The sequence below is a fragment of the Nostoc sp. genome (genome assembly GCF_036917195.1).
In the GTDB taxonomy this organism is placed as follows: Bacteria; Cyanobacteriota; Cyanobacteriia; order Cyanobacteriales; family Nostocaceae; genus Nostoc.
Genome location: NZ_JBALDG010000093.1, coordinates 76,821 through 103,187, shown reverse-complemented (window position 1 = coordinate 103,187; position 26,367 = coordinate 76,821). Strand labels below are relative to the sequence as shown.

Here is a 26,367-nt window from a genome sequence, read left to right as displayed (position 1 = left end):
TCTGTCTAATTAAGTACTTTTTGCTACTAATACAAATTTTGATAATTCTTTTGAATTATAGAGAAAATCCCTATAAACAAAAATGCTACCATGACATATAACAGCCTCTTTCAACACTAGAATATACTCAGCCATAACAATCCTAAATCATTCGTGAAAATCTCTCTTTATTCTCTCTGCGTTCTCTGCGTCTCTGTAGTTTGTTATAAAAAAATTATTTTTCACAAATCATATAAGATTGTCATATTAGCAATCTTGAATCTCGAAGTAGCCTATTTTACCCTAGCTACCTCAAGCATTATATTAATCAACTAACGAAAGCTAAATCTCAACTACTAAACTGCAACAATTGGTTATTTGGCTGAGTACCTTCATGGCTCATTACTCGCTTGAGAATTACTTCTCTGATATTGACAAACGCTTCGCTACTTCTATTTCGTGGGCGTGAAAGTCTCACAGGCAGATCAAGAGAAATTTGCCCTTCTTCAATCACTATCACTCGGTCTGCCAACGCTACAGCCTCTTCCACATCGTGAGTAACCAAAAACGCAGTAAATCTTCGCTCTTGCCACAAGTTCTCAATCAAATTCTGCATATCTTGGCGAGTTAGAGCATCCAATGCTCCCAAAGGTTCATCTAACAACAATAAACGGGGCTGACTAACTAATGCTCTTGCTAATGACACCCGTTGCCGTTGTCCACCAGATAAAACATATGGCCACTCATCAGCTCTATCCTTAAGTCCGACTTTATCGAGTGCCCACAAAGCTTTTTCACGCCAATTACCTTCCAAGCCCAACCCCACGTTCTGAACAACGTGCTTCCACGGCAGTAAGCGGGGATCTTGAAACATCACTGTTACGGAGCGGCTGAGTCTACGCAAGGGTTCTCCATCTAGTAGTATTCCGCCTGAAGTCGCTTTATCCAATCCTGATACAAGACGCAATAAGGTACTCTTACCGCAACCACTACGTCCGACAATAGCGACAAACTCACCTGCTTTAACTTCTAAATTCAGCAAGTTTAAAACAGTTTTCTTGCCGAAAACTTTCGTCAAATCCAAAATACTTAGTTGTGTACCTTGTACATTAGTACTCACTTGCAAAACATCCTTTTTTACAACAATCGGCATTTAATTATTTGATGAGACGTTGAAGAAAGCAAATCACAATCAAAATGAATTAGGACTTACGCACGCTCTACGAACTCTTGGTGTTCTTCTCTAACGAGATGCTTCGCGAAGGCGTCTTGGCGGTTCGATAAATTAAGCTTTTCGGTCATTTTTGCGTAATTCCTGTGAATATTAAGTCAAAAGTTAAAATCCAGAATTTTCAACTTTTGACTTTGGTAACTTTAGCATTTATGACTTTTGATAATTGGGGTTCCAAGCCAAGAATTTTGTTTCTAATCCTCTAGCGATCGCATCTGCTAATTTACCCAGCAACGCATAGATCACAATACTCAAGACCACAACGTCGGTTTGCATAAACTCGCGGGCATTCATTGCCATATAACCAAGGCCAGAATCTGCCGCGATCGTTTCTGCCACAATTAGTGTCAGCCACATAATCCCCAAGGAATAACGGACACCAACTAGAATCGAAGACAACGCTCCTGGAAAAATGATTTGCCACAGAAGTTGTTGTGTTTTCAATCCATAGACTTTTCCCATCTCAATCAGTCCCGGGTCAACACTGCGGATGCCATGAAATGTATTAAGATATAACGGAAAAAATACCCCTATAGACACTAGAAATAATCTGGCTTGATCGCCAATACCAAACCAGAGAATTACCAGCGGAATTAATGCCAAATTAGGGATAGTCCTGAGCATTTGCAAGGAACTATCTAATAACTTTTCTGCTACACGGGAAAAGCCATTGAGCAATCCCAAACCGAATCCAATGCTGCCACCAACTATAAAACCAGATATCGCCCGCCCAGCACTAATTCCTATATGGTGAAAAAGTTCTCCGGTGGAAGCTAGTTTAATCGCTGTAGCGATTACACCACTAGGGGCTGGTAAAATTCTAGTTGAGAGTAAACCAGTTCTGGAAGCAAGTTCCCAAAGTACTAGCACTAAAACGGGGACAATCCAGGGAACTATTTTCTCAATTTGCGGGTTATCTAACACCTCGCTCAGGGATATATTATTGTTGCTTTTGGTGTGTTTAAAGGTAGTAGTCATGGAACTCTGGATTTTAGATTTTAGATTTTAGATTGTCTACAAGCATAAATCTAGAAGCATCAAATTTTAGACTTTAAATTTGGTGTTTTTGCTTAATCCAAAATCCCAAATTCAAAATCTAAAATTGGCATAGTCATGAAGCACTCGTTAGTTGTTTAGCAAATTTTTCATTGGCAAGTATTTCGCTAACAGTACTCAAGACTGGTGGTGTTAGCGGTGTAGGTTCGTTGTGCAAAGGTAGACGGGGAAATAATAATTCAGCGGTGCGATACGCTTCTTCTAAATGGGGATATCCAGAGAACACAAAGGTTTCTATGCCCAAATTGCGATATTCCAGCATCCTAGCGATAACGGTGTCGGGATCTCCAACTAGGGCCGTACCAGCACCACCCCGTACCAATCCAATTCCTGTCCACAGGTTGGGACTAATCTCTAAGGCTTTTCGACTACCACTATGTAGTTGACTCATGCGCTGCTGTCCTTCAGAATCAGAACTAGCCAAGTTTTTCTGAGCTTTTGCGATCGCATCCTCATCCACATACTTAATTAGCTCATTGGCAGCATCCCAAGCCGCAGACTCGGTTTCTCGCACAATTACATGCAAGCGAATCCCAAAACCTACTGTTCTACCTTGTTCAGCTGCCAATCGCCGAACTTCAGCAATCTTTTGGGCCAGTTCTTGTGGAGGTTCGCCCCAAGTCAGGTAAACATCTATATGTTTAGCAGCAACCCGCTTCGCCGCAGCAGATGAGCCACCAAACCATAAGGGTGGATAGGGTTTTTGAACTGGTGGGAATAGGAGTTTACCACCTTTGATATCCAGGTAGTTTCCTTTAAAATCGACTGTTTCTCCGCTGACGATACCCCGCCAAACTGTGAGAAATTCATCGGTTAAATCGTAGCGATCGTCATGACTGAGATGCAAGCCATCCCCAGCCAGTTGCACAGGATCTCCACCTGTAACCACATTAATCAACAATCTTCCTTTAGAAATCCGGTCAAATGTTGCTGCCATCCGTGCAGCAGCACCTGGGGAAGTAATTCCTGGGCGAATTGCCACCAGAAATTTCATCTGCTTGGTGACAGATATAAAAGCGGCAGCAGTTATCCAAGCATCTTCACAAGAACTCCCTGTGGGTAACAATGCGCCCGTGTAGCCTAAATTATCCACAGCTTGGGCAATTTGCTGCAAATAATCAGGTGTGGCAACACGAGAGCCAATATCTGTGCCTAAATAGCGTCCATCATGAGATCCAGTAGGAATAAACCAGAGAATTTGCATGTTTGTCACGGTATGAGGGCTTAAAACTACTATAACTCGACACAATTACCGTAGTTTTTAATCAGTATTTTACAGGAAATTATTTAAAAAACCAGTGTAGATTAACGATTGATAAAAAATAACTACCCACAAAATTTACTTTTTTGCGGATAATCCTGGTAATCATTACACTTTTGGAGCAAAGATGGCTGTCGTGGAGAATACAAGTTTTGTCAAAAACTTATATTGTCGGATGACCTTCATCTTCAAAGTCTACTCCCAAGGTCTGTGCTTGAATAAAGGTTATGGTTGCGAGAAGTCTGTAACCAAGCAGTAGAGTTTGAATACACGGATCATATCCGAACACAAATCGTTAAAGGAAAAATCTGATGATATGTATTGATGGATACAATATCAAGACAAGGCATCAGCTAAAAAAATAGGTTAGGACTTATGCTTTGACAGGAAAGACCAAATATGGATGATTTGAAAAATCACATCTGTCGTAGGGGCACAGCAATGCCGTGCCCTATGGGCACGGATCTATTTAGCATCAAAGAACGATTAATAAAAGCCTTAAACGACCTATGGATGGTAAATACATACCATGATTAATTTGTACAGTGCGTAAGTCCTATAGGTGTTCCAGTTTATCGAAAGTTCTCAAACATTTGGCTGGTCAAATTAGCCCTCTTTAATCACTTTAGGAAAATAAAAATAAGAGCCACTTTTTCAAGTTTAGATTGAGCAAGAATTTGAGCGTTTATTTTCTAACAGAATCGCTGAAATCAGAGTTTATCGTAAAAGTCTTATGCTATAAGGATTATAGATTATTGTCTCGCCAATTTGATAGAAGAGGGTTAAGTTGAAAGCTTTTTGTGATCATCCATGCGATCCAGAGTAAAGAGCAGCCAAAGCACACCTAATTCAAAAAAAGCCCTATATTTCTCAAATTTTAGCTGATAAAAAAGATGTAAATCAGATACCTTCAAAAAGCTGGTTACTTGATATAACTCAATTTTTACTTAAAAATATTTTTGAATTTAACTCTCTATGGTAAAGTTACAATGAACTCTGCTACTGAACAGTTATGAAACAACAAAATAATACACCTGTATTAATTCTAGCTTTACTAGGGTTAGCTAGTATATTTTACTTAACAATTGTATACAAAAATACTTTTGGTGAGAGAGATACTTTCCGCATGGCAATGGGTGTTATTGACTCGATCACATCTAATAAACCATTAGGAAGCAGTATGCTTTATGGTCGTGATATCTCTTTTGCATACTTTGTATTATTAGATTTTTTTAGGCCAATTTTTAAAACAAATTTGGCTTTGATAATTCCTTTTATGAACTATATAAATGCCTTGAGTGCTATTTTGATGGTTATACCTTTCTTCTTTTTAGTTAAGAGGTATTGGGGAACAACTATAGCCTTATTAGCAAATATATTACTAATATCTATCCCAGCTTGGAGGGCAACCAGCCAATATGGACATCCCATGACTGAAGCTGTATTATTCATGTTCATAGGATTAGCCTTGATTGGTTATCGTTCGTTCCTAAGATCATTGAGATTAGGATGGAATAAATTAATTTTATTGGATGTACTAATTATTGCTGCTTTTGCTTTATGTTTAATGTTCAGGCTTGATGCAATCCTAATGTTTCCTCTAATTCCAGCCTGTCTTCTTCTCGAAAACTATCCTTTTAAAAAGATTGTTTCTACTTCCATTTTATATAGTGTTTTTCCAATAATTCTTTTTAAAGTAATGCAATCTCAACTTCCAGTGATTCCTGGTCAAGAAAGTAATGGAATACTTGATCAACTTTTATTATGGAATAATCCTGTTAGATACGTTGATAATTTTTTGCGTGGTAACCTACTTTTTATTTGGGGCTTAAATCCTTTAATCTGTGTAATATTTGTCATCTCCTGCATTTATTTGGTGTATAAACAACGTAATTATTCAACTTTATTTTTTATCTTACCAACAGTCTTATTAAATTACATATTTTGGCTACCCAATGCTGCTCCACCCCGTCATTTTATTTATTTAGCTCCTGTTGCAGCAATTAGTATGGCAATTTTCTTAACAGATATTTTCCCAACAGTTAAATCCTTTGTAAAAAATAATAGAAATACAGGAGTAGCACTCACAGCAATTTTAACATTTTCTCTTTTGATAAGCTATAAATATTCCTATCCTGTTCCAATGTCGAAGAAATACTCTTACACAGTGCAACAACTAGGTAACAAATTACAACAATTAAAGCCAATAAATAAGCCAATTTTTGTAATTGGGGATACGATTCCGGCAGTGGTTCAAATGCAACTTCTGTCAAAAGATACAAAGGTTAAGTATGAAAAAACAAATATTCTTACAGACGATGATATTAAAGCACAAGAAAAATCTACTTTTAAACCCAAACCTGTATACATAAATGTAATACTCGTAGAGAATAAAAACAATAAATTTATATGTTATTTCCAAGGTTGGAAAACAAAAATAAATGAAATCAAGAGATTTTTCTTGGAAACAGATAAATATTCCCAAGGTTATATTGTGTTAGATATGTTAGATAGAAATGCTAATAAAATTGATATTGAACCATCTAGCTTGACTAATAAATTAGAGGTTTTAAAATTATAATTTTAAAACCTGAGAAGAAAGATAAAAGAGGAGTTTTGCCGATTATTCTGAAGGCTGTATTATTTAGCTGACTAAAGTAGCGAATAACTTCACTTATTTTTTAATTCATTAATTTATTCTGCTTTCCAAAAGCAAGATTTTCAAAAATTAATGAAAGGGCAAATTGAAACAAATTAGGTTGTGTTAGAAAAAAAGTAGGAGTATTCTAGTGTGGAACTTAAAAACTGGTATTTTATTACTCACATTGAGTTGCATTATTGCAACTGGTGTAGCACTATATCTGATTGGCGGTATTGAACCAGCAAAAATTCAAGCATTGCTGAAATCTTCTGGAATCTGGGCACCTATTATTTATGTTGCCTTGTACGTTGTGGCAACTATGTTAGTTTTGCCCTCAACAGTGCTTAATTTGACTGGAGGTGCAATTTTTGGCCCTTGGCTGGGTACTTTCTGGACTAGTGTTGGAGCAGTTATTGCAGCAATAATTGCCTTTATTTTTACTCGGACTATTGGACGCAAAACAGTTGCAAACCGACTAGCAGGACGCTGGCAAGCTATGGATGCTGAAGTGCGTCGTGGAGGGCTTTTTTATATGTTTGCCATCCGACTAGTACCGATCATGCCATATGGTTTGGTCAACTTTGTCGCTGGACTGACTTCGATCAGCTTTAAAGATTATGTTGTAGGTACAACACTTGGTACTGTTCCTAGTGTCTTACCTTTTGTACTACTAGGTAGTTCTGGTCTGAAGGCAGTCAATACAGGCGATTTCTTGCCGTTACTACTCGCCTTAGGCTTATCTGGAATACTGGTAGGAGGATCTACTTGGTATCGCCATCGTCGGACTTTTCCCAAAAAAGCTGTAGAAAACCTGAAAAAATCAGAATCTTCAGATTACACAAATCCGAACAATAAATTATGATAATCTGACTTGAGTCTTGCTAGGTATACTGAGAACCAAACCTTTATTATAACAAGCAGTGCGTCAGCTTGTCTGTTCAAAAATTAAACGGGATTTATAGATGATACCAAAGTATTCATTGATTGTTCCAATTTATAATGAAGAAGAAATTATTCCTGAACTTTACTGCAGACTCAGTGCAGTAATGAATCGGATGGATGGTCCTGTAGAATTAATTTTAATCAATGATGGTAGCCGCGATCGCTCCCTACAATTACTACGAGACCTCCATCAAAAAGACCCGCGTATTTGCTATCTGAGCTTTGCTCGTAACTTTGGTCACCAGATTGCAGTCACTGCTGGTCTTAATTTTGTCCGGGGTCAAGTTATCGTCATCCTTGATGCTGACTTACAAGATCCACCAGAACTAATCCCAGATATGATTCAAAAATGGCGACAGGGCTATCAAGTCGTCTACGCTCAACGCACTCAACGCCTCAAAGAAGGATGGTTTAAGCGTTTTACTGCCTACTTTTTTTATCGCCTTCTCAAAAAGCTTGCAGATGTAGAGATTCCTACTGATACTGGTGATTTTTGTTTAATGGATCGGCAGATCGTAGATATTCTCAATTCTATGCCAGAACGCAACCGCTACATTCGTGGTCTGCGTTCTTGGGTTGGCTTTCAGCAAACAGCAATTCGGTTCCAGCGCAACCCCCGCTTTGCTGGGGAAGTTAAATACACTTTCAGCAAATCCTTGGCGCTTGCCATTAATGGTCTAGTATCCTTTTCAATAGTGCCACTGCGGTTATCAACCTACTTGGGGTTAGTAGCAGCGGTGGCGGCTATCTTGATGGCTTTATTAGTCTTGTATTGGCGTCTTTTTCTGCCCCATTCGCCTTTAACTGGGTTTACAATTATTTTGATGGCAATTTTCTTTCTGGGATCTGTGCAGTTAGTCAGTGTTGGCATCTTAGGCGAATATATAGGGCGGATCTACGAAGAAGTTAAAGCTAGGCCCCTCTATACTTTGGCTGAGGTAGGTGGTTTACATTACAAATCCTCCAAGTCAACGAAGAATTCTGACAAACTAGGTAATTTAGAAGATGCTGCTATTCAAAATGTAGACAAGTATTGACATTGGTTTTGATTTTTGCAAGCCGCACACTCGTGACTTTTAGTCATGAGTTAGGCTTTCCATATTTCCATATTCATCGATATTTCTTAAAGAAAAAGTTTGTGGGCTAGAAAGTAAAGTTAGTGCGGAGCGCACCTACCCAAATCGGATCGTTATTATCGTTATGTTCTGGTTTGGTAATCAGATAAATATCTGGAGTAATAGTGATGTTATCATTCACCCGGTAAGTGTAAAAAGCCTCTAAGTGTAAAGAGGTACTTGGATCTTCCCGAAGAAGCCCAGCCCTATTTCTATAATCACTACTCGTGACTTTAGGTGGTATTCCAACGATAATCCCACCCAGATTGCCTTTTTTAAGCAAGTCTGGAAAACCAACTGTGAGCGCAGTATTAATGATCGTCGCATCACTATCACCTCCTCTGTTCTGGTGGGCGCGTGTATAGCCGAACCAACCACCCAAACTCAAGCTCGGAGTAGCTCTCCAGTTAAATTGAAGTCCGAAGTTATTAGTTGTAGTGGAGTTTTGTTCAAAAGGATTTCTGGCGAAAATGCTACCTGTCCCACCAGTGACGTTAAAATTAGGGTCAGCACCAGTAGTGTTATCACTATAGTATTTACGGGTGTAGGTCAGACCAATATCTAGCTGGCGACTGGGCGATATAGTTAGCTGTACAACTGCCGCATTGGTGCCATTGAAAAGTCCTTTCCCGCTGACTGCTTGATTAACTTTAGAGTCATCTGCTATGTAACCTAAGCTTAATTGCAATCGATCGCTAAACTTATAAGCCAAAGCTGCACCAGCACCATCAAAACCAGGTCGGTAAACAGTAGGGTTGAATGCGGAAAACCGGGAAGCAGCACCATTTAACCCACCAATGGAGCCATTTAAGGTGGGATTAAACACAGCTGGTTGAAGTGCTCTAGTACCTACCCAGACAGTAGCTTTTGAGCCTAATGGGAAACGATATGTTAACTGACTAAGATACGTATCAGCTCTCCCCTCACCATCAAAGGTAAAACGGGTCATGGCGGTTCCGGTAGTAGCTGTCAAGTTAGGAATGTTATTTCCTGCTGTTAAAAGAGTGGTTAGTTGATCTTTGCCAGTAAAGCTCGTTTGAAAGTTAAGTCTGGCACGGTAAGCAAAGAAGGTTTGAGTGTTATCTGTAGTATCATTAGCAGGAGTATTATTGGCGCGATCGCCAAATGTATCTGCTACCAAGAATATTGCGTCACCAACCAGTTTGGTAGTTGTAGAGAATTGATTAGCTTCTACCTTAGCTTGACGCGTTTCTAAAGCATCTATCTTTTTACCTAAGGCGGTGAGTTCAGGTGCAAATTGTTCTTGCAGCTTTTGCAGAGTAGCCAAGTCTTCCTTTCGTACCAACTCTCCAGTGCTAGTAGCAATCAATTCCTTGAGGCGATCGAGGGCTGCATTTAAGCCTGCGGCAAATTCATAACGAGTCAGCGCCCGATTACCTTTAAATGTGCCATCTGGATATCCTGTAATCACACCATAACGTTCAACTAGAGACTGTAATGCTTGAAAGGCCCAATCTCTAGGATTAACATCAGATAGTTGCGAAACAGATGTAACTTGCTCCATGCGATCGCTAGCGACTGCTAAAACTGGAACTTTTGATCTGCTAAGAGAAGGTTCAAAAGATGATTCAGGTGAAGTACTTTGAGTAATGGTAGTTGGGGTAATTTTTTCAATTGGTATTAATTGCTGTGTCGGCTGTGTTGTCTTTTCTACTTCAGCAGCGAGTGTAACTGAAGACAGGACTACAAGTCCACCGAACAAAGTAGGAATCACTAGCAAATAATTCCACAAGACTTTAGACATGGGTTGTTTGTTCCTCACACAATATCAACTAAATTCCGCTGCTCAATCTTCTTCGGTAGCTACAAGACTTTGTGCAAGAGCGAACATCTGTATATATAATTCTTGAAATTTCTTCGATTTCCAAGTAGGGCATACATCTGTACGCTCCTAGAGCTAATTCATTTGTTGCAAAGACTTAGCGCTGTTTCACCGCTACACATTTACTTTCAAAAAAGTAATTTTTTTTAAAAGACTTCTGGTAAAAACTTTTGACAATTTATAAACTTTAGACGCTAAACAGCTGATTAGCTATTAGCTACTTTCACTCTTGCTCGAACTCTGAAAAACATTGGTAGATGCCTTGAGCCGGAATAGGATTCCTTGCTCTTGTTTGGAAAAATTTCTTAAACAACGGTAAATCTATCGAAATTAAGTACTTTATGTACTAACATTGGATATTTGCACAAAACGCCGTAAAAAGCAAGGCTATTGGGATAGATAATAGAATTTATTTTACATAACTTTATGTTTGAATTTGTTTGCTAAAAAGCTTGCTTTTTGTCGAAAACTGTGAAAAGCTTTGTTATATTAAAAACTACGGTTTATCTATCAAGATAAAGTATTTAACTTGATGCCAATCTGGTGGCAACCTGTCTTAAGGAGCCACAATTTAAGGCTACTAGTAAGCCCTAGAGTAGATAGATAAACAGATTCCTGAATATTTATTTTGCAGCATCGATGGGGTGAAGACTTGATGCTTAAGACTTTATCGATGGGGGGAAATTGTAAATGCTGAAGACGTTAACAACTGATTTTGAACTCGACTTAGAAGCAGATGTGCTTGTGATTGGAGGTGGCCCAGCTGGAACTTGGGCGGCATGGAGTGCTGCATCAACTGGAGCTAGAGTTGTGCTCGTAGACAAAGGATATTGTGGTACGACTGGATGCGCTGCTGCATCTGGTAATGGTGTGTGGTATGTGCCACCCGATCCAGAAGCACGGGAAACAGCAAAGGCAAGTCGGGAATCGTTGGGTGGGTTTTTATCCGATCGCAACTGGATGGATCGAGTCCTGAATCAGACCTATGTAAACGTCAATCAGTTAGCACACTGGGGTTATCCCTTTCCCACCGACGACGAAGGCAAACCCTATCGGCGATCGCTGCAAGGGCCAGAATATATGCGGCTGATGCGGCGGCAAATTCAACGGGTAGGAGTCAAGATTTTAGACAACAGCCCCGCCTTAGAACTACTGGTAGATGACGATGGTGCTGTTGGTGGTGCAACGGGTGTAAACCGTCAAACTGATAGTAAATGGATAGTGCGATCGCCAGCCACGATCATTGCTACAGGCGGCTGTGCTTTCTTGAGTAAAGCGTTAGGATGCAACGTCCTGACAGGGGATGGTTATCTGATGGCGGCTGAAGCAGGTGCTGAGATGTCGGGTATGGAATTTTCTAATGCTTATGGCATCTCCCCCGCCTTTTCTTCAGTTACCAAAACCCTGTTCTATAATTGGGCAACCTTCACCTACGAAGACGGGACTGTGATTCCGGGGGCAAGTTCTCATAGACGTTCAGTAATTGCCCAGACATTGCTGCAACAGCCAGTTTACGCCATCATAGACAAAGCGGCTGAATCGATGCGCTCATCTATGCGTTTAGCACAGCCTAACTTCTTTTTACCCTTTGACCGTGCAGGCATTGATCCATTTACCCAACGTTTCCCTGTGACTCTGCGCCTAGAGGGAACTGTGCGCGGTACCGGAGGAATTCGGATTGTAGATGAGAGTTGTAGCAGTTCTGTACAGGGACTCTATGCTGCTGGAGATGCAGCCACACGCGAACTGATTTGTGGTGGATTCACTGGTGGTGGTAGTCACAATGCGGCTTGGGCAATATCTTCTGGCTATTGGTCTGGGAAATCGGCTGCTGAATATACGCGCAGTTTGGGAGAACAGAAAACTCAACGCGATGTTAAGGGTGTTGGAGAAGTAGTATTACAAAGTGGAAGCGATCGCTCTCAAATGGCAACTAATGAAATTATTCAAGCAGTCCAAGCTGAAGTATTTCCCTACGAAAAGAACTATTTCCGTACAGAACAAGGCTTAACCGAGTCTTTAGGTAGGCTAAATCATCTTTGGCAAGAACTCCGCAGTAGCCAGGTAACGTCAGATAAAGAACTAATCCGGGCGCGAGAAGCTGCGGCGATGGTAGCCACAGCCCGATGGATGTACAGCAGTGCCATTGAACGTAAAGAAACTCGTGGTATGCACAGACATCTAGACTATCCAGAACTTGATGCTAACCAGCAACATTACCTGATTAGTGGCGGATTAGATCAAGTTTGGGTGAAGGTTCAGCCTTTAGAGAGTACAGAAAAGTTACCGTTACCATCCAAAATAGGAGCGTTAGTGTGATTGAGTTGGTCAGCGAGTCGCGATGTATAAATTGTAATATCTGCGTAAATATTTGCCCGACCAACGTGTTTGACCGTGTACCTGATGCACCGCCAACCATTGCCAGACAGAGTGACTGCCAAACCTGTTATATGTGCGAATTGTATTGTCCAGTAGATGCTCTTTATGTTGCACCAGAAAGCGACATGCAGACTTCAGTCAACGAGGCAGAATTGGCAGAAGTTGGGCTACTGGGTAGTTACCGTGAAAACATTGGTTGGGGACATAAACGTACTTCAACAGCAAAAGTCGATCAAACATTCCAAATTTTGAAGCAGATGAAATAGTACAGCGGAGAAAATAGTCATGCTGTCGTTCAAAGCAGGAACAGGTTCTATCGGTAAAAATATAGCCATTTTCAATTTTGTAAGGTACAGGTATGCAGACAGACCTAACCCCTTTGGGGAAGTCAAAAGGAGCCAGTGCGTTGGGCGGCTCTGCCGACTTGTTCGCGCAGCGTCTCCGACAGGAGAAGCAACTGGCGTTCAAAAGTCAAAAGTCAAAACTGTACTTCACCCAATCGATAACCGCTATAAACTTCCTTCAAAATTATCAACCTCATTAACTTGTGTCCTACTGCTACTAACTACAGCATGTAGCCAAGGCGAAACTAAATCTGCTCAATCCATTCAGGGTATTAATACTAATAGTGCTGTAGCTGCATCTAACAACATTTCTACGCTACGAATAGGTTATGTAGGTAGTGTAGAACCTACAGGGCCACTTGGTTGGGCAAAGAAAAAGGGAATATTAGATCATGAGCTACAAAAATTAGGATTTAAAAACATTACTTTTGCGCGATTTCCTAACGGGCCGGATCTAAATGAGGCGCTTGTCGCAGGTCAATTAGACGTTGGTTCTTTAGGCGATACACCAGCCATAGTTCTGAGAGCTAGAGGTGTTGAAACCCGACTGCTGCGAATCACCCAATTTAATACAACCGCCTGGCTAGTTGCGAAAAAGAATGGCCCGCGATCGCTCGCTGAACTTAAAGGTCAAAAAATAGCTACCCAAAAAGGTTCTTATATGCATCGATACCTGTTGGGTCTGTTAGCTGAAGCTAAAATTGACAAAGATGTAAAAGTTGTCCACTTGATGACTACTGAGGCAAAAGCAGCTTTAGAACGTGGTGATGTAGCAGCTTATGCAACTTCAAGTGATCTGGGGCCTTTTCTGAAATCACAAGGGTTTCCAGTGATTGATTCTTCTGCGAATCATCAGGGTCTTTCAGGAACATCATTAGTTGTAGCGACTGAAAGCTTTCTGGATAAACAGCCTGATTTTCCCCAGAAATTTAACGCAATTCTCACAGAAGCAACCAAGGATTTAATAGCTAATTCTGAAGAATATTATCAGTACCACGCCCAAACCACTAAATATCCCGTCGATATCATCAAAGTATCGTTCCCACTCCAACAGGTGTCAGAAGAACCATTACCAGCCGAGGGTGTGAAACTTTTAGAAGGCACTAAGAATTTTTTAGTTTCGCAGGGTTTAGCAAAGTCGAATTTTAAATTAACAGATTGGGCTGTGAACAAACAACAGCGTTAATTTTATCTGTCATCCCAGATGCGGGAGTAGGGGAAGCAGAAATCAGTGACTTTTCTAAGCAAGAAAAACAGATTTTTGTAATTAAGTCTTTCAAAAACGCAATTTTTAGCATCAAAGGCTTAACTCCCAAGCTCAAAGGCTTAACTCTCAAGCTTAAAGGCTTAACTCCCAAGCTTAAAGGCTTAACTCTTAAGTTTAAAGGCTTAACTCTCAAGCTTAAAGGCTTAACTCCTAAGCTTAAAGGCTTAACTCTCAAGCTTAAAGGCTCAACTCTTAAGTTCAAAGGCTTCCTACTTCCCTGGTGACCAATAATTCCTTGATGTACAGAGCTAATAAATTTATTTGTCAAATCAATCCAAAATCTAAAATCCAAAATTGTTTGACCAATTCATTTGAAAATTCAGGTAACATGGTATGACTATTGCACTAGACCGTCCAAAAAAAACTAAGTCTGCTCAAATTCGGGAAAAACTGGGTTATCCGATCATCGACACCGATGTACATACCCAAGAGTTTCCTCCAGCATTCTTAGACTATTTAGAGCAAGTTGCTGGAACTGCTATCGCACAACGTTTTCAAGAACACTTACCTGGTGCATCTCGCTCTAAATGGTTCAACCAATCTTGGGAAGAACGCCGCACTCACCGCACCGCCCGCCCTCCCTTCTGGACTCGTCCCACCAATGATCCCCTAAATTTAGCTACCGTTAGTTTGCCGAAGTTGCTGCACGAACGCTTGCAAGAAGCAGGTACAGACTTTGCCGTTGTGTACCCAAACTTGGCAACAATGGCACCGCACATCGGTAATGAAGAAATGCGGCGGGCTGTTTGCCGTGCAGCTAACACCTACCACGCTGATATTTTCCGCCCTTATAGCGATCGCTTAACACCCATTGCTTCCATTCCCATGAATACGCCTGAAGAGGCGATCAAAGAATTGGAATATGCGGTGAAAGTGCTGGGACTCAAAGCAATTCAAATCCCCGGACATATCCGCCGCCCGATTCCCGCTTTCGAGAAGTATGGCGAAGAAGTAGCCAACGAAGCCATTTGGATTGACACCTTTGGCTTGGATAGCAAATATGATTACGATCCCTTCTGGGCGAAGTGCGTAGAACTTAAAGTTGTACCCACCACCCACTCTTCCGGTATGGGCTGGATAAATCGGCGTTCGATTAGCAATTACCAATACAATCATATTGGTCACTTTGCATCGGCTGCGGAAGCACTATGTAAATCTCTGTTCTTTGGTGGTGTAACTCACCGCTTCCCCACACTCAAGTTTGCCTTTTTAGAAGGAGGTTCAGCTTGGGGTGCTAGTTTGTACACCGATTTGATTTGGCACTGGGATACCCGCAATAAAGATCATATGGTGGAAAACAACAATCCCGCCAATGTTAATTATGAAGAACTGCTAGAATTATATACCCGCTATGGTGATGAATTAGTACATGGTCGTTTGGATCAGCTAGGCAGTGGTTTAGGTTTCCACGCTGACTTAGTATCTCCCTTAGAACCAGGTGATTTGGATGAATTCGCTGTTGCGGGAGTTACCAAGCCAGAAGATATCCGCGATCGCTTCTTGAATCATTTCTACTTCGGTACAGAATCAGATGATACCCGTGTAGCTCAAGCCTTTAACCGCAAAGCTAATCCTTATGGCGATCGCGTTAAAGCATTCTTGGGTTCCGATTCTGGTCACTGGGACGTACCTGATATTACTGCGATCGCTGCCAATACCTATTCAATGGTAGAACGCAAGATTATCACTGAAGAAGATTTGCAATATTTCCTGTCAATTCATCCCTTGGAGTTATACACCAGCCTAAATCGTGACTTCTTCAAAGGTACGGCTGTCGAGAAAACCGCAGATGAATTTTTGGCTACGAAAAGGTAAGAGACGCGATAAATCGCCGTCTCTACAAAGGATTGTTTCTTGACGGCGATTTATGGTGTTTTTGCCAATGCCTGTAAACATTTGATGAGGATAAAATATCATGACGATCGCTCTAGACCGTCCACAAAAAACCAAGTCTGCTCAAATTCGGGAAAAACTTGGTTATCCGATCATTGACACCGATGTACATACTCAGGAATTTGAACCAGCAGTCTTGGATTATTTAGAGCAAGTTGGTGGAACTGCACTTGTCGAACGTTTCAAAGAAAATTTACCAGGATCTTCCCGCTTTAAGTGGTATAAACAAACTTGGGAAGAACGTTTTGCTTATCGCTCCAATCGCCCTAACTGGTGGGGTCGTCCCACAAAAAATACTTTGAATTTGGCTACCATTAGCTTACCCAAGTTGCTGCATGAGCGCTTGCAAGAAGCAGGTACAGACTTTGCCGTGGTGTACCCCAACTTGGCAACTTTGGCCCCGAATATCGGCAACCAAGAAATGCGGCGGGCTGTTTGTCGGGCAGTTAACACCTACCATGCTGACATTTTCCGCCCTTATAGCGATCGCTTAACACCCATTGCCGCGATTCCACTGCACACTCCCGAAGAAGGGATTGAAGAGTTGGAATATGCAGTGAATGTAGTGGGACTTAAAGCGATTCAAATCCCCGGTTACGTCCGTCGTCCAATTCCTGCCTTTGAGAAGTATGGCAAAGAAGTCGCTAACGAAGTGGTTTGGATTGATAACTTTGGCTTAGATAGCCAGTATGATTACGATCCATTCTGGGCTAAGTGCGTAGAACTGAAAGTTGTACCTACAACTCACGCTTCTAGCCAAGGTTGGACAACTCAGCGTTCTGTTACCAACGCCCAGTACAATCACATAAATCACTTTGCCTTTGCAGCAGAAGCATTATGCAAATCGCTGTTCTTTGGTGGAGTTACTCGCCGCTTCCCGCAATTAAAGTTTGCCTTTTTAGAAGGTGGTTCAGCTTGGGGTGCTAGTCTATACGCTGATATTATTTGGCACTGGGAAACCCGCAATAAACAACATTTGTTGTCAAATAACAATCCTGCTATTATCGACAAGGAAGCATTAGTAGAGTTATATACTCGCTACGGTGGCGAACTGGTAGATGGACGCTTAGATAAAATTGGTGATGGTTTAGGATTCCATCATCAACTATTGTCTCCAGAAGATCCAGGCGAACTCGACGAATTTGAACTAGCAGGAATTGATCAGCCAGAAGATGTGCGCGATCGCTTCTTGAATCATTTCTACTTCGGTACAGAATCAGACGATACCCGTGTAAGCCAAGCATTTAACCGTGCTGCTAATCCCTTTGGGGACAGAGTTAAAGCCTTCTTAGGTTCCGATTCCGGCCACTGGGATGTGCCTGATATCACCGCCGTTACTGCCAACGCCTACTCAATGGCAGAACAGGAAATCATTACCGAAGAAGACCTCCGCTACTTCCTCTCAATCCATCCCTTGGAGTTGTACACCAGTCTTAATCAAGACTTCTTCAAAGGTACAGGTGTTGAGAAAGCCGCAAACGAATATCTGGCGGCTAAGAAATAACTGTCATTAGTCATTGGTCATTTGCTAAGGACACAGGACTAAGACAAAGGACAATTACAACGTTCCATGTTCCATTTCCTCTGTTCACTTGTAGGGTGGGTCTTGCCCACTCTACATTTCTCTTAAATAACGAACCGCAGAGGCGCAGAGGACACGGAGAAATGAGAGTTTAAAAAATATCCTAAAACTGATGCAAAAATTCTTTCTATTTCTCCTCCCTCTGTGTTCTCTGCGTCTCTGTGGTTCGTTTATTTGGATAATTTATTTCTTGGAAATCCCTAAAAGAATGATTTGATTATGGTGCTAGATATTACAAAACCAAAGGACTACATAGACCTAGCAGCTTCTCTATCCAAGGAACTTGCTCAATCCGCAGTTGAACGGGATGCCCAAGCCGGAATTCCAGAAGAGGAAATTAATAGACTGCGTGAGACTGGCTTGCTACCACTGATTGTGCCTAAGCAATATGGTGGAATTGGTGCAACTTGGATTGATGCCTTAAAAATTGTCAGAAAGCTATCAAAAGCAGATGGATCAATTGGTCAATTATATGGTAATCATCTCAATTTAACAGCTTTAGCTCATGTTTCCGGCACGCCGTCCCAAAAGGAAAAATATTATAGAGAAACTGCTAAAAATAACTTATTTTGGGCAAACGCCATCAATACGCGGGATACTCGGCTGAAAATTAACCCAGAAGGCGAGAATTTTCGGATTAATGGTGTTAAAAGCTTTGGTACGGGTATTTCCGTTGCAGATTATCGGGTATTCTCCGCTTTGGAAGATGGTGTAGAGTTGCCCTTTATATTTATAATTCCTAAAGACAGAGAAGGGTTAGTTTCCAATCAAGATTGGGACAATATTGGGCAACGTCGCACTGATAGCAGTAGTTATACATTTAACAATGTCCTAGTAGAAAAAGATGAGATTTTGGGGCCACCTAATCCCCCTGATAGTGCCTTCTCAACTTTTCTTGGCATTATTGCCCAGCTAACAAAAACCAACGTTTATCTAGGAATTACTAAAGGAGCCTTTGCCGCTGCTCGTGAATATACTAAAACTATTACTAAACCGTGGATTACATCAGGAGTAGATAATGCTACTCAAGATCCATATATTCTGCATCATTACGGTGACTTTTGGGTGGAAATTCAAGCTGCGATCGCTCTAGCTGACCAAGCAGCCTTGAAGGTGCAAGCAGCATGGGAAAAAGATGTAGAACTCACTCATCAAGAAAGGGGAGAAGTAGCAATCGCAGTTTCCGCAGCCAAAGCATTAGCCACCCGTGTAGGTATAGATATTACCAACCGCATCTTTGAAGTTACGGGAACTCGCGCCACTGCAACCAAATATGGATTTGACCGTTACTGGCGAGATTTGCGAACCTTTACCCTGCACGATCCTGTGGATTACAAATTGCGAGCGATCGGCGATTGGGTACTTAACGAGCAGCTACCCATTATCACTCAATATTCTTAGGTCATTGGTTATTTCTCTCTCCACCTTTATCCTCAAAGACGCGATGAATCGCGTCTCTACTCACTAATCCAAAATTGATATGACTCAACTAAAAACACTTCCTACTTATGACCCAAGTTTATTTGAAGGAGCCGCTGAGGGCTACGCTCAATATAGAACCAAATACCCACCGATTGTATTCGATAAACTAGCTGAAATATTTAATCTCAATGGTCAAGGACGACTCCTTGATTTGGGTACTGGGCCAGGATTAATTTCAATTCCTCTGCGAACCAAATTTGAAGAAGTTGTGGCGATCGATCCCGATCCCGACATGATTGCAGAAGCTAAACGGCAAGCAGCAGCAGTCGGAGCAAATAATATTACTTGGTTAGAACAAGGAGCAGAGTTAATCGACGCTAGTCTAGGGAAATTTAAGTTAGCCACTATTGGTAGAGCCTTCCACTGGATGGAACGTGAATTAGTACTTGAGAGCCTTTATGAATTGCTTACTGATGATGGTGGATTAGCACTGCTTCAAACTGGTGATAATCCTTGGGAAAGCAATTTACCTTGGAAACAAGCTGCTGTTGGAGTAGTGAAAAAATGGTTAGGTAAAGAACGCCGAACTGGCTTACGAGGACAAGGCACTCGTAAGCCAGTCGATCCTCCCCATGAAGTCGTAATTGGCAATTCGGCTTTTGCTCGTCAAAAAACCTATGAAGTATTATTTGAAAAATCTTGGACTGTCGATAGCTATCTCGGCTACTTATACACTACAGCTTTCTCTCTGAAAATTTTCTATGGTGATAACGCCCCAGCATTTGAAAAGGATCTTAGAGAAGCGTTACTAGCAGTTGAGCCGTCTGGAGATTTTACAGAAGAACTCAAAGCTACAATTCTAGTCGCTTGGAAGCACTAGCAAAATTGCACGCAAATAAAACAGAGTTCCATTCACAAATTTCAATCTTCCACTAGCACAACATTGGAGTGGGTCTTTCTCACTCCACTTCCTAAATTTTTGCCTCCTAACTATTAAATTCTCAGTTCCTCGAGTCGTTTCAGGGTGGGTTATACTCACTCTCTTTCTTAATTTCATAGATAAAGTTTAAAAAATAAAAAATATTTCTTTTAATTTTTAAATAACTTAATAAAAAATATTTTTTGCTTTTTGACATTGCAATTAATCATCACTGTTTTGACCACTTAGAGGAAAATCAATAAAACAACCTATGCCAGCTTTAAAAGGAAAGTTTGAATTTAGAAAAAGCCCGATAACAACACGTCGTTCTTTATTATTTGCTTTGGGCTACTGCTTAATGCTATCGACGACCCTATCAAGTTGTGGTGAAGCCAAAAATAACACTCAACAGTCAACAGTTTCTCCTGAATCTGTAGTTTCATCTAGCACTACAGAGAAGTCAACTGAGAAACAAGTAGTACGGATTGTACGTTCAAAACAACTTACCGCTTTAGCAGTTTTAGAAAAACAGGGTTCCTTAGAAAAGCGATTAGAGCCTCTAGGTTTTAAAGTGCAGTGGACTGAGTTTGCGGCTGGGCCACAACAGTTAGAAGCCCTGAATGCAAATGGACTGGATATCGCATCTACAGCCGAATCGCCTCCTGTATTTTCCCAAGCAGCAGGAGCGCCTCTTGTTTATCTAGCTAATACACATCCTAGTGGGAAATCTATCTCACTTTTAGTTCCTGTAAACTCTCCGATTAAAAGTGTTACCGACTTAAAAGGCAAAAAAGTGGCTTTCCAGAAAGCCTCCATTGGCCACTATCTATTAGTTAAGGCATTAGAAGATGTGGGATTGAAACTGAGCGATGTCCAATCAGTTTTTTTAGCACCGGCAGATGCAAATGCGGCATTCAGTCAGAACAAGGTGGATGCTTGGTATATTTGGGAGCCATTTGGTACTAGAAATGTACAAAATAAAATCGCTCGTGTTTTAGCAGATGGCGGTAAGTTGAGGGATACGGGCAACTTTTACTCAACCTCGCGCCAATTTTATCAAGCTCATCCTGATGTAATCAAAGTGTTTTTAGAGGAGCTAGAAAAGAAAGAAATCTGGACTAAGGATCATCCCAAAGAAGTAGCACAACTGCTCGCTCCTGTAACTCAGCTAGATCCACCGACTCTAGAAATAATGCATGATAAATATGACTATGGGCTGGTACCAATTACTGAGAAAACCATTATCAAGCAACAGGAAGTTGCAGACAAGTGGTACAGCTTAGGACTTATCCCCAAGAAGGTGAATGTTAGAGACGGGTTTTTGACACCTGAAGAGTACGCCAAAATTACTCCCTCAGAAGTGTTAGCGAATAAGTAGTTATCGCCAAGAAGAAACTAAAACATAGGAAAATGTTATGCCTACCTCGACTTTGACAGAGGTTAAAATTAAGTCTATTGATGCCCCTTTGGGAGCCATAGTTACCGATCTTGATGCCAGTCAACCTATTGCACCTGAAGTAATATTACAACTTAAGAAAGCTCTGCGCGATCGCCATATCTTGATCTTCAAAAAGCAACAACTCTCTGATGAACAGCTTTTGAACTTTTCTTTATACTTTGGCGCACTCTTTGTACCATCTGATGAAACTCCAGTATTGGCTTCTAAACCAGGAGAAACTCCGGTGGTGATTTTGATTTCCAACGTCGATGGTGGCTATACCGGTACTGGAGAACTAACTTTCCATTCTGACCACAAATGGACTCACACCCCATCTAGTGGTTCGCTTCTTTATGCTTTGGAAATACCTTCTCAAGGTGGAAATACTTATTGGTTAAATACCAATTTGGCCTATGAGGCGTTAGACAAAACTACCAAAGAACGGATTGCAGATTTACAGTTAATTACCTACAACCCATTCTTGCGAGATCGGAATGCACCCCGCTCTTTGTATCGTTTAGACAAGAATATTCCCTTAATAAGTCCTATCTTTCCCCATCCTCTAGTTAGGACACATCCTGAGAGTGGTAAAAAGCATCTTTACTTAGATGTTGCTACAGAAGTGGAAATTGTCGGGTTAGAGCCTGAAGAAGGATCTAAACTGATTGAACAGTTGAGGCAACATCTAAATCAACCCAAGTTTTACTACCAACACAAATGGTCTGTAGGTGATATTGTCTACTGGGATAATCAAGCTACCTTGCATTATCGTCAAGCATTCGATCCGAATGAGCGACGGGTATTAAAGCGGGTTAGCCTTGCAGGTAGTCGTCCCTTTTAGTCTCTATATCTGAAGTAGAGATGCAATAAATTGCGTCTTTACAAAACCAGAATCATAAGTTAAAATTATCCACCCTAATTCATAAATCAGATAGAAGAAAAACTTGAGTTATTAGGTAAAAATATTTCACTAAAATAAGCTAAATAACATGTAAAATATATATTAAAAAATTAGAAACGAATAAATTATTTTATAATTTTGTATTGCGTTAAATTATATTAATATATATTATTAAAAAATAAAAATAGTATTTATAAACACGTTATTAAAGTTAAATAATAGATAAAGTTTAGACGTAAAATAATAGTTTTCAAACATTATAGGTGGAATCAAAAACAGAAATTAATTTATTGAAGATTTGATTTTCTTTAAATCAGAGATTATTTTTAACTGAAGGTATAAAAATGTTTAGCAATACCGTTAAAATTAAGTCACCAATAATCAAAAAAGTAGTATTATTTGTAATGCCTGGTTTTTTGGCTTTATCTACCACATTAACAAGTTGTACGTCAACCAGCGATAAGACAAATACTGCAACTGAACCGAAAGCAGATCCAGCAGCGACAAAAACCATTACTTTTAAAACAAAAGTGCTGCGAATTGGGTATCAAAGCTCTGGTGATTTAGTTAGAGTAACAGGAGTTTTAGAAAAACGTTTAGAACCCTTGGGTGTCAAAGTTGAATGGGCACAATTTGCCCAAGGTCCGCAACTCATGGAAGCGATGAATGTCGGCAAAATTGATATTGGATCAGTTGGAGAAACTCCTCCCATTTTTGCCCAAGCTGCTGGTGCAAGAATCGTCTATCTTGCTGGTAGACGAATTACTGCTACTTCAGGGAAAGGGAGTGCGATCGCAGTTCCTAAAGGTTCTCCAATTAATACTTTAGCCCAAATCAAAGGACAAAAAGTCGTCTTTCAAAAAGGTTCAGCGTCTCACTATTTCATTATCAAAGCTTTAGAAGAAGTGGGCTTAAAATACAGTGATATTAAAGTCTTGAGTATGCCCAATGTTGAAGCCCGTGGTGCATTTATTCAAGGCACTATTCCAGTTTGGGTAACTGGCGATCCTCATTTAGCTTTGGTAGAAAAACTCTACGGTGCGCGTGTACTACGAGATGCCACAAATATTGGTACTCCAGGAGGATACTATGTAGGAACACGAGAGTTTGCTAGGGAAAATCCAAAATTACTTCGGATTATCTTGGAAGAGATTGATAAAAACGGTCAATGGGCAGAAGCAAATCGTAAAGAGGTAGCCAAACTAATAGCACCCGTGCTGAAAATTGATCTACCTATTCAAGAAAGAATTTCTGGACGCGCTAACTATCGACTTAAAGGAATTACTCCAGAGTTGATGAAAGCTCAACAAAATGTCGCAGATTTATTTTATAGCGAAAAAATTTTGCCTAAAAAGATTGATGTTCAGGAAGCATTACTCACACCTAAAGAATATGCAGCTATCACTCCACCAACACTTATAAGTGAAAAATAGATACTAATCAGATATGAAGTCTAGGGACTGGAGACTAGGAAAGAGTTTTCCAATACCCAATCTTAAATCCTTTTAAATGCTTCATGCTGAACAAGCCTAATTGACAAAAAACCACTTTTTCTAAACCTCAAAACTTGATTTTTGAATGAATGCGAATCATTTGTAGAAAAGGTGGTACGGCGTAGTCGTTATAGATTGAGAAGAATCACACTTGCTACCATTGCCCAACAGCAGAGTGTTGCTAATTTTTATTTTGAACAAAAAGTCATCCCCCGTAAGATAGATATTAGACAAGCGATTCTTCCTACTCTACAATATCAAGCCATCACACTGAGAATATTAAGTAACGCTAAACAGGTAGAGACAGGTTTATTCAGCTATTAAGTTGGCGATCGCTTCTACTAACTCGGCTGGCTCTGTTGGTTTGGCAAGAAGCTTGTCAAATCCGGCTCCTAGTACCTGTTTAGCGTTAATTTCTCCAGCATAGGTAGTAAGTGCGTAGTTTACCGCCGTAGGCATCGCCCGAATTTGCCCTCCCTGCTCAAATAGGATTGCTATATGCGTTGTCTTTTGAGTTTCTTGCAATCACTAAACACTCATTTGGAACCCTAGTAAGCATATTGTTAAAAGCTGGAGTATAACGACCATCTTCACCAACAACCTTGCAAAGAGTATACTCCCCAGCCCTAGAAAATCCCCCAAACCAAACGTTCTTTCTGTGCCAGATATCTCCATTGGAAGAATTTTTGTCTTGAGACATTGTAAAACTTACAATCGATGTTGAAATTTCTATTCCTAGCAAAAAAGGGATGATTTGAGCTTGCTGCAAAGTTTCATCTGTAAACTGAATTTTGTAAGTTACTTTAAACCATTGAATAAAATATAGTAATATCCAGCCACCAATCGAGTTATGAAAAGTCCACTGCAACGGTGCAAAGACTGGTAAATCCAAGCTTCTTTTCTGGGTATCCCATTCTAAATTGTACATAGTGATGCAAGTATCTGGCAGTGGATTACCATCCATAAAAAATACACCCTTAAGGACAGATGGTAAGTTTGTTTGTTTGATTGGAATCATCCAGGTTGCAATATTATTGAGTTGCTTTTTCTCGATTAATTCAGCCATACTAATTTGTAATTCCTACTTCGTAAGTAATACACACAAAAAAATAAAAATGATTACAGGCTTATAAGAGGATGTCTAAAAATTTGGCGATACACCAAACAGATGAATATTACCGTGACATACTCCTACACTGACTCAACGAGAGTCAGTGTAGGCTTCCAAGACAATTCTCTAACTCCAAACCTGACATTTTCACTCACACCCGTGGAGCAAAACCTTGTAGCACTAAACTATTAGGAGTAACAGCAGTCACTTTTTCAAAATCCCACTTGACTTCTGTAATTGAGTCCCATTGATAGTTCTTGAGCAGATGTAAACAGAAAATCTTGATAAAGCCAATTGATAAGGTTCTACCAGGACAGGCTCGCTCATGCCCTTCGCCGTTCCAAGATAAGATATCTGAAAAATTCCGTGTTGTGTCAAAATCATCTGGATTTTGGTATCTGTTGGCATCCCGATTAGCTGTAAAAATAGAGCCAAGTAAGCGAGTACCTTTTTGGAATGGGCATTTTTTTTCTCCAATCTCAACTTCACCTGCTTCAGTGGTAAGTTGGCTAACAAATCGCACAGGTGGATAGAGACGAGCTGTTTCCAAAATCACTTGATTGAGAAGTGTTGACTGTTCTAGAGCGTCTGGGTCTAAACTTTCCTTGGCATTCCAAACAGCATTGACTTCTGACAATATATCATTTCTGAGGGCATTATCCAGGCATAGAACACCAATAACAGATCCTAAAAGCCCACTTGTGCCGGCAGTACCAGCAATATGAATCATATCAAAAAGGCTATTAGCGATTTGGTGTTCGTTCAACTGATACTGAGCACCTGTTTCAAAGTAAGATGCCCATTTGGCAGATTGTTTATATCGCTTGGTTAAATGCTTGCGATGCCGAATATTTGGCGCTGTTAATATTGCCAGCAGATACTTGCTAATAAAATTTGGCAAGGATGCGAGAGCTAAACCTTTAATGTAACTACTTGATGCTGTGATTTCTTCCTCAGATAAAGATATCTGAAAAACCAGTTGGTGCAAAATCGACAGCATAATCTTTGGCAAATCGTTGCCGATGTGTAATTTGCTCTGTCTAGCAGCCTCTAACAGGCTTTGCTCAACTAGATACCCTAAAAAGTCTATCTGTTGAGACGGTTCTGGTAAGGCTTGTAAGAACACAGCACGCAGTCCTGTGTGTTCGTTACCGTTGGTTCCTAAGCTCAGAGGATTATCCAGCAGGTAACTAGGAGCTAATATTCTGATGATACCTAAATCATTTCCCCGCAGCTGTGGTTGGGTTTGCATTAGTTCCTTCACTTGGGAGTGAGAGGAATGCATAATTGCTTGATCCACGGCAAAATACTTGTCTCCAATATTGTCCTTTCGGATGTAGAGAAAGTCTCGCCATGCGTTGAGCATGATTGAGGCATCCATGTAATAAAAAACTAAGCGCACAAACTTGCCGATCGCAGTGTCATAACCTACTTTGGCTAGTATAGGTGCAAGCCAAAGCTGGCGGTCATGACCTTGTAGGACTTTATCTTTAAGTGTCATAATATTTACTTTGGAGTTTTAATGGTCATTGTTCATAGAACATTGGGCA

The 26,367-nt window shown here is 40.5% G+C and carries 22 protein-coding genes; 15 read left to right on the top strand and 7 right to left on the bottom strand.

Translation table 11 applies throughout. From position 1 onward, the window contains the following. Nucleotides 1-328 precede the first annotated feature (328 nt). The 3 genes from V7K40_RS31665 to ssuD form a co-directional block, all read right to left on the bottom strand. Nucleotides 329-1,099, bottom strand: a complete 771-nt coding sequence (locus V7K40_RS31665; RefSeq protein WP_334966869.1) for an ATP-binding cassette domain-containing protein — start codon at nucleotides 1,097-1,099, stop codon at nucleotides 329-331. Between the two features lie 261 nt (nucleotides 1,100-1,360). Continuing rightward, nucleotides 1,361-2,188, bottom strand: coding sequence for an ABC transporter permease subunit (locus V7K40_RS31660; protein ID WP_334966838.1), 828 nt, complete (start codon nucleotides 2,186-2,188; stop codon nucleotides 1,361-1,363). A 133-nt stretch (nucleotides 2,189-2,321) separates the two neighbouring features. Next, nucleotides 2,322-3,470: an FMNH2-dependent alkanesulfonate monooxygenase gene (gene ssuD, locus V7K40_RS31655; RefSeq protein ID WP_334966837.1), complete on the bottom strand. Its 1,149-nt coding sequence runs from the start codon at nucleotides 3,468-3,470 to the stop codon at nucleotides 2,322-2,324. A gap of 1,069 nt (nucleotides 3,471-4,539) precedes the next feature. Between ssuD and V7K40_RS31650 the strand changes: the two genes are divergently transcribed. The 3 genes from V7K40_RS31650 (at nucleotide 4,540) to V7K40_RS31640 (ending at nucleotide 8,147) form a co-directional block, all read left to right on the top strand. After that, entirely contained in the window at nucleotides 4,540-6,108 is a 1,569-nt protein-coding gene (locus tag V7K40_RS31650) for a hypothetical protein (RefSeq protein WP_334966836.1), read from the top strand. 208 nt (nucleotides 6,109-6,316) lie between these two features. Further along, a complete protein-coding gene (locus V7K40_RS31645) occupies nucleotides 6,317-7,030 on the top strand; it encodes a TVP38/TMEM64 family protein (RefSeq protein WP_334966835.1) in 714 nt (237 codons plus the stop codon). Between the two features lie 100 nt (nucleotides 7,031-7,130). Further along, nucleotides 7,131-8,147: a glycosyltransferase family 2 protein gene (locus tag V7K40_RS31640; RefSeq protein ID WP_334966834.1), complete on the top strand. Its 1,017-nt coding sequence runs from the start codon at nucleotides 7,131-7,133 to the stop codon at nucleotides 8,145-8,147. A 106-nt stretch (nucleotides 8,148-8,253) separates the two neighbouring features. Here the strand turns inward: V7K40_RS31640 and V7K40_RS31635 are convergent, their stop codons facing one another. Next, on the bottom strand, nucleotides 8,254-9,990 hold the full coding sequence (locus V7K40_RS31635) for an iron uptake porin (RefSeq protein WP_334966833.1): 1,737 nt from the start codon (nucleotides 9,988-9,990) through the stop codon (nucleotides 8,254-8,256). Between the two features lie 768 nt (nucleotides 9,991-10,758). Here V7K40_RS31635 and V7K40_RS31630 point away from each other — a divergent pair. The 12 genes from V7K40_RS31630 to V7K40_RS31575 all read left to right on the top strand — a co-directional run bounded on the left by V7K40_RS31630 (nucleotide 10,759) and on the right by V7K40_RS31575 (nucleotide 24,030). Continuing rightward, complete coding sequence (locus V7K40_RS31630; RefSeq protein ID WP_334966832.1) at nucleotides 10,759-12,387, top strand: FAD-binding protein; 1,629 nt, start codon at nucleotides 10,759-10,761, stop codon at nucleotides 12,385-12,387. Beyond that, entirely contained in the window at nucleotides 12,384-12,713 is a 330-nt protein-coding gene (locus V7K40_RS31625) for a ferredoxin family protein (RefSeq protein ID WP_273764792.1), read from the top strand. The genes V7K40_RS31630 and V7K40_RS31625 overlap by 4 nt, the downstream gene beginning before the upstream one ends. Before the next feature lie 19 nt (nucleotides 12,714-12,732). Beyond that, nucleotides 12,733-13,977 (top strand): ABC transporter substrate-binding protein, encoded by a 1,245-nt coding sequence (locus V7K40_RS31620; RefSeq protein WP_334966831.1) that lies wholly within the window; start codon nucleotides 12,733-12,735, stop codon nucleotides 13,975-13,977. Further along, a complete protein-coding gene (locus V7K40_RS31615; RefSeq protein ID WP_334966830.1) occupies nucleotides 13,950-14,282 on the top strand; it encodes a hypothetical protein in 333 nt (110 codons plus the stop codon). The genes V7K40_RS31620 and V7K40_RS31615 overlap by 28 nt, the downstream gene beginning before the upstream one ends. 109 nt (nucleotides 14,283-14,391) lie before the next feature. Further along, nucleotides 14,392-15,873: an amidohydrolase family protein gene (locus tag V7K40_RS31610; protein WP_334966829.1), complete on the top strand. Its 1,482-nt coding sequence runs from the start codon at nucleotides 14,392-14,394 to the stop codon at nucleotides 15,871-15,873. 100 nt (nucleotides 15,874-15,973) lie between these two features. After that, nucleotides 15,974-17,455: an amidohydrolase family protein gene (locus V7K40_RS31605; protein ID WP_334966828.1), complete on the top strand. Its 1,482-nt coding sequence runs from the start codon at nucleotides 15,974-15,976 to the stop codon at nucleotides 17,453-17,455. Nucleotides 17,456-17,752: 297 nt separating this feature from the next. After that, nucleotides 17,753-18,934 (top strand): acyl-CoA dehydrogenase family protein, encoded by a 1,182-nt coding sequence (locus tag V7K40_RS31600; protein ID WP_334966827.1) that lies wholly within the window; start codon nucleotides 17,753-17,755, stop codon nucleotides 18,932-18,934. Between the two features lie 79 nt (nucleotides 18,935-19,013). Beyond that, on the top strand, nucleotides 19,014-19,835 hold the full coding sequence (locus V7K40_RS31595; protein WP_334966826.1) for a class I SAM-dependent methyltransferase: 822 nt from the start codon (nucleotides 19,014-19,016) through the stop codon (nucleotides 19,833-19,835). A gap of 310 nt (nucleotides 19,836-20,145) precedes the next feature. Then, entirely contained in the window at nucleotides 20,146-21,252 is a 1,107-nt protein-coding gene (locus V7K40_RS31590) for an aliphatic sulfonate ABC transporter substrate-binding protein (protein WP_334966825.1), read from the top strand. 37 nt (nucleotides 21,253-21,289) lie between these two features. Next, complete coding sequence (locus V7K40_RS31585) at nucleotides 21,290-22,153, top strand: TauD/TfdA family dioxygenase (protein ID WP_334966824.1); 864 nt, start codon at nucleotides 21,290-21,292, stop codon at nucleotides 22,151-22,153. A 404-nt stretch (nucleotides 22,154-22,557) separates the two neighbouring features. Next, nucleotides 22,558-23,646, top strand: a complete 1,089-nt coding sequence (locus V7K40_RS31580; protein WP_334966823.1) for a sulfonate ABC transporter substrate-binding protein — start codon at nucleotides 22,558-22,560, stop codon at nucleotides 23,644-23,646. A gap of 141 nt (nucleotides 23,647-23,787) precedes the next feature. After that, nucleotides 23,788-24,030, top strand: coding sequence for a hypothetical protein (locus V7K40_RS31575; protein ID WP_334966822.1), 243 nt, complete (start codon nucleotides 23,788-23,790; stop codon nucleotides 24,028-24,030). On the opposite strand, the gene V7K40_RS31570 is transcribed toward V7K40_RS31575, so the two are convergent. The 3 genes from V7K40_RS31570 to V7K40_RS31560 all read right to left on the bottom strand — a co-directional run bounded on the left by V7K40_RS31570 (nucleotide 24,016) and on the right by V7K40_RS31560 (nucleotide 26,318). Then, nucleotides 24,016-24,165, bottom strand: coding sequence for a hypothetical protein (locus tag V7K40_RS31570; protein ID WP_334966821.1), 150 nt, complete (start codon nucleotides 24,163-24,165; stop codon nucleotides 24,016-24,018). The two genes, V7K40_RS31575 and V7K40_RS31570, sit on opposite strands and share 15 nt — an antisense overlap. A gap of 22 nt (nucleotides 24,166-24,187) precedes the next feature. Beyond that, entirely contained in the window at nucleotides 24,188-24,772 is a 585-nt protein-coding gene (locus tag V7K40_RS31565) for a hypothetical protein (protein ID WP_334966820.1), read from the bottom strand. A 196-nt stretch (nucleotides 24,773-24,968) separates the two neighbouring features. Further along, nucleotides 24,969-26,318: a cytochrome P450 gene (locus tag V7K40_RS31560; protein ID WP_334966819.1), complete on the bottom strand. Its 1,350-nt coding sequence runs from the start codon at nucleotides 26,316-26,318 to the stop codon at nucleotides 24,969-24,971. Between the last annotated feature and the right edge of the window lie 49 nt (nucleotides 26,319-26,367).